Origin of the sequence: Streptomyces calidiresistens, assembly GCF_014141525.1 — a bacterium.
In the GTDB taxonomy this organism is placed as follows: Bacteria; Actinomycetota; Actinomycetes; order Streptomycetales; family Streptomycetaceae; genus Streptomyces; species Streptomyces calidiresistens.
The window spans coordinates 1-3,867 of record NZ_VKHS01000540.1 but is presented as its reverse complement, the minus strand read 5'-3'; the positions used below and the strand labels follow the sequence as shown (position 1 = coordinate 3,867).

At 71.2% G+C, this 3,867-nt stretch carries 4 protein-coding genes; 3 read left to right on the top strand and 1 reads right to left on the bottom strand.

All coding sequences use genetic code 11. From position 1 onward, the window contains the following. Positions 1-509 precede the first annotated feature (509 nt). The 3 genes from FOE67_RS19180 to FOE67_RS19170 are packed head-to-tail and all read left to right on the top strand — an operon-like array spanning position 510 to position 3,408. On the top strand, positions 510-1,655 hold the full coding sequence (locus tag FOE67_RS19180; RefSeq protein ID WP_182665964.1) for an ABC transporter substrate-binding protein: 1,146 nt from the start codon (positions 510-512) through the stop codon (positions 1,653-1,655). Between the two features lie 30 nt (positions 1,656-1,685). Continuing rightward, positions 1,686-2,480, top strand: coding sequence for an ABC transporter ATP-binding protein (locus FOE67_RS19175; protein ID WP_182665961.1), 795 nt, complete (start codon positions 1,686-1,688; stop codon positions 2,478-2,480). Next, entirely contained in the window at positions 2,467-3,408 is a 942-nt protein-coding gene (locus FOE67_RS19170) for an ABC transporter permease (protein ID WP_182665959.1), read from the top strand. The genes FOE67_RS19175 and FOE67_RS19170 overlap by 14 nt, the downstream gene beginning before the upstream one ends. A 94-nt stretch (positions 3,409-3,502) precedes the next feature. Here the strand turns inward: FOE67_RS19170 and FOE67_RS19165 are convergent. After that, on the bottom strand, positions 3,503-3,867 hold a 365-nt coding region (locus FOE67_RS19165; RefSeq protein WP_182665957.1), incomplete at its 5' end, for a GNAT family N-acetyltransferase.

Sequence of the window (3,867 nt, the reverse complement as noted above, 5' to 3'; positions counted from 1 at the left end):
CCCCGACACCCCCACCGAGAGGTATTTTCTCGAATAGAGAGACAATCCATCTCACTCCACGAACTTCCGTGGACAGTCGAAGGACCCCGTGCCACGGTTCCGCACATGTCCCGAGCCGGAACCCCCCTGGTCGGTCGACTCCACGTCGACCTCGGCCGCGTCTTCAGCGCCATCTGTCGGCCACGCTGAGCGCACCTTCGCGCCCGTTCCCGGATCCGCCGCATCGCGGCACCCTCGCCCGCGGGGACATCACCCCGCCGGGACATCACGGCCCTCGTCTCCTCGACGAGGGGCGCGGATCCGCCCCCTCCCGCTCCCCGATCCCGGGGATCGCCGGTCGATCCGACCGCTCCGGAGGGTGACGCCTCCGTTCCCGCCCGGCACCGTCGCGCGGCCTCCCGGCGCCCCCGGGGGCTTTCGGCCTCGACGTCGATGCCCCCACCTCCTCACCCGGTCCGGCCGCACGGCCGGACCGCTCATCCCTCCTTTCCCGGAAAGGCCTCTCCGTCATGTCCCCGCTCAGTCGCCCCCGTCGCCGTCCGGCGTCCCGGTTCCCCGGTGGCCTGCCGGTCCTCGCCGCCGCCCTGCTCGCCTCCTCCCTCACCGCCTGCGGCTACGGCTCCGCCGGCCCGGACACGTCGTCGACCGGGAACCCCCCCGCTCCCGCGGCGGAGGGCGAGGCGCTTTCCGCCGATGAGGTCTCCATCGGTTACTTCGCCAACATCACCCACGGCACCGCTCTGGTGGGCCTGGCGGAGGGCGGGCCCATTCGGGAGGAACTGGGGGGCACCGCTCTCAGGACACAGGTGTTCAACGCCGGGCCCTCCGCCATCGAGGCACTGAACGCGGGGGCGGTGGACATCACCTTCATCGGTCCCAACCCGGCCATCAATGGCTACGTGCAATCAGGCGGACGAAACCTGCGCATCGTCGCCGGCGCGGCCTCCGGAGGCGCCTCCCTGGTCGTGAATCCCGACAACGTGGAGAACCCGGAGGACCTCCGGGGCAAGCGGATCGCCACCCCGCAACTGGGCAACACCCAGGACGTGGCGCTGCTGAACTACCTGGACGAACAGGGCTTCGAGGTGGACGGCGAATCGGGGACGGGGGATGTCACCGTGCTGCGCATCGCGAACGCCGAGATCCCCCCGGCGTTCGAGAACGGCTCCATCGACGGTGCCTGGGTACCCGAGCCGACCGCCGCCAAGCTGGTCTCCCGGGGAGCCGTGACCCTCCTGGACGAGGGCGACCTGTGGGAGGACGGCCGCTACGTGGTCACCCATGTCATCGCCTCCCAGGAGTTCCTGGCCGATCACCCCGATGTCGTGGAGGCGGTGATCCGCGGCGTGGTGAGGTCCAACGCCCTGATCGACGAGAACCCCGAGGAGGCGAAGGCAACCATCAACTCCGCCCTGGAGGAGCTCTCCGGCGCGGCACTTCCCGACGAGGTTCTGGACCCCGCCTTCGAGCACGTCGAGTTCCTCAACGACCCCTTGGCCGGAACGTTGAGCGCGGGGGCCGAGCACGCCGTGGCCGCCGGCCTGCTGGCCGAGCCCGACCTCACCGGCATCTACGACCTGCGGCTGCTCAACAAGGTCCTGGCCGAGGAGGGGGAGCCGGAGATCACCGAGGACGCCGGCCTCGGCACCGACTGACCGCCCCCACCCCTTTCCGGAGACGCGCTCATGACCACAGCTCCCCTCACCACGACGCCCCACGACGGCCACCCGCCCCCTCCCGCGGTCGGCATCCACGGCGTGTCGAAGTCCTTCGGCCCCCGCGGGAGCCAACAGCCGGCCCTGGACGGCATCGACCTGACCGTGGCCCCGGGGGAGTTCGTCACCCTGCTGGGCGCCTCCGGATGCGGGAAATCCACCCTGCTCAACCTGATCGCGGGACTCGATGAGCCGTCCGCCGGCGAGATCCACCTCTCCGGCGGACGCCCCGCCCTGATGTTCCAGGAACACGCCCTGCTCCCCTGGCTCACCGCCGGCCGGAACATCGACCTGGCCCTGAGGCTGCGCGGCCTCCCCGCCCCGGAACGGCGCACGGAGACCGAGCGGTTGCTGGAACTGGTCCGACTCGGCGGCAGCCGTGACAAGAGGATCCACGAACTGTCCGGTGGGATGCGGCAGCGGGTGGCACTGGCCAGGGCGCTCGCCCAGGACAGTCGCCTGCTGCTGATGGACGAGCCGTTCGCCGCACTGGACGCCATCACCCGGGACGTGCTGCACGAGGAACTCGTCCGGATCCACTCCGCCACCGGTGTCTCCGTGCTGTTCGTCACCCACAACGTCCGCGAGGCGGTCCGCCTGGCCCAGCGGGTCGTCCTCCTCTCCTCCCGCCCGGGCCGGGTGGTCGGGGAATGGGAGGTCGCCATTCCCCAACCCCGGCGCATCGAGGACGCGGAGGTCTCCGCCCTCTCACTGGACATCACCGACCACCTGCGCAGGGAGATCCGACGCCATGGCCGCCACTGACCGCTCCTCTCCCACCACCCCACCCGGGTCCTCTCCCACCACCCCACGGGCCGAGGGCTCGGACCGGGAACTGGCCGACCTGGAGGCCGGCCTCGACGCCCTGGAGACCCGCACCCCGCCGGACGCGCCCCGGTGGGGCCGCCTGGTGCGCACGAAGATGGTGCCGCCCCTGGTGGCGGTCGCCCTGGTGCTGACGGTGTGGCAAATCGCCCACCTCTCCGGGATCAAACCCGATTACGTGCTCCCCGGCCCCTGGGACGTGTGGAACGAGATCGACACGATGTGGCGACGGGGCACCCTGTTGGACTTCGTGTGGACCAGCGTCTCCCGGGGGCTCCTCGGCTTCGCCGTCGCCATCGCCATCGGCACCCCGCTGGGCCTGCTCATCGCCCGCTTCGCGGTGGTGCGGGCGGCGATCGGGCCGATCGTGACGGGGTTGCAGTCGCTCCCCTCGATCGCGTGGGTCCCGGCGGCGATCATCTGGTTCGGGCTGAGCAACGGCACCATCTACGCCGTGATCCTGCTGGGTGCCGTGCCCTCGATCGCCAACGGCATCGTGGCCGGGGTGGACCAGATCCCGCCGCTTCACCTGAAGGTGGGGCGGGTGCTGGGGGCCCGCGGTTTCACCGCCGTGCGCCACATCCTGCTGCCCGCCGCCCTCCCCGGCTATGTCGCGGGCCTCAAGCAGGGGTGGGCCTTCGCCTGGCGCTCGCTGATGGCGGCCGAACTCATCGTCCACTCCCCCGACCTGGGCACCGGTCTGGGGCAACTCATGGAGAACTACCGGACGCTGTCCAACATGTCGGGAGTGCTGGCCTCGATCATCCTCATCCTCCTGGTGGGCATCGCCATTGATCTGCTCCTGTTCTCCCCTCTGGAACGCCGCATCCTGCGCAATCGGGGCCTACTGGTGCGCGCCGGCGGGTGAGGGGCGATGTCCCCTTTCCCCTGTTTTCCCCTGTCCGTCCCTTTCCCTTCCGCCGGGTCCGGCCCCCATCGGGGGACGAGGGCTTCCCGGTGGTTCAGTCGCCGATCTCCCGGTGGAGGTACAGGGCGCGGTCGCCGGAATCGGGCTCGATGTCGGTGAAGCCGTGCCGGGCGTGGAAGCGCCGGGCGTCGGTGTCCCCCTCGTCGACGTTGATCTCGACCGGGGAGACGCCCTCCTCGACCGCGTCGGCGAGCGGACGCCGCATCAGGCTGCCGCCGATGCCGCGTCCGCGCAGGTGGGGCACCACGTGGAGCTCGTCGAGGAGGGCGACCGGCCCGTCGTACCGGACGTTCGGCCGCCGGGTGACCGGAGCGACGCCGACCGCGGGGTGACGGACGAGGAGCGCGGTGGTGAGAGGGGCGGCGAGCAGCCGTGCCGGGCGGGCGGCCAGGACCTCCG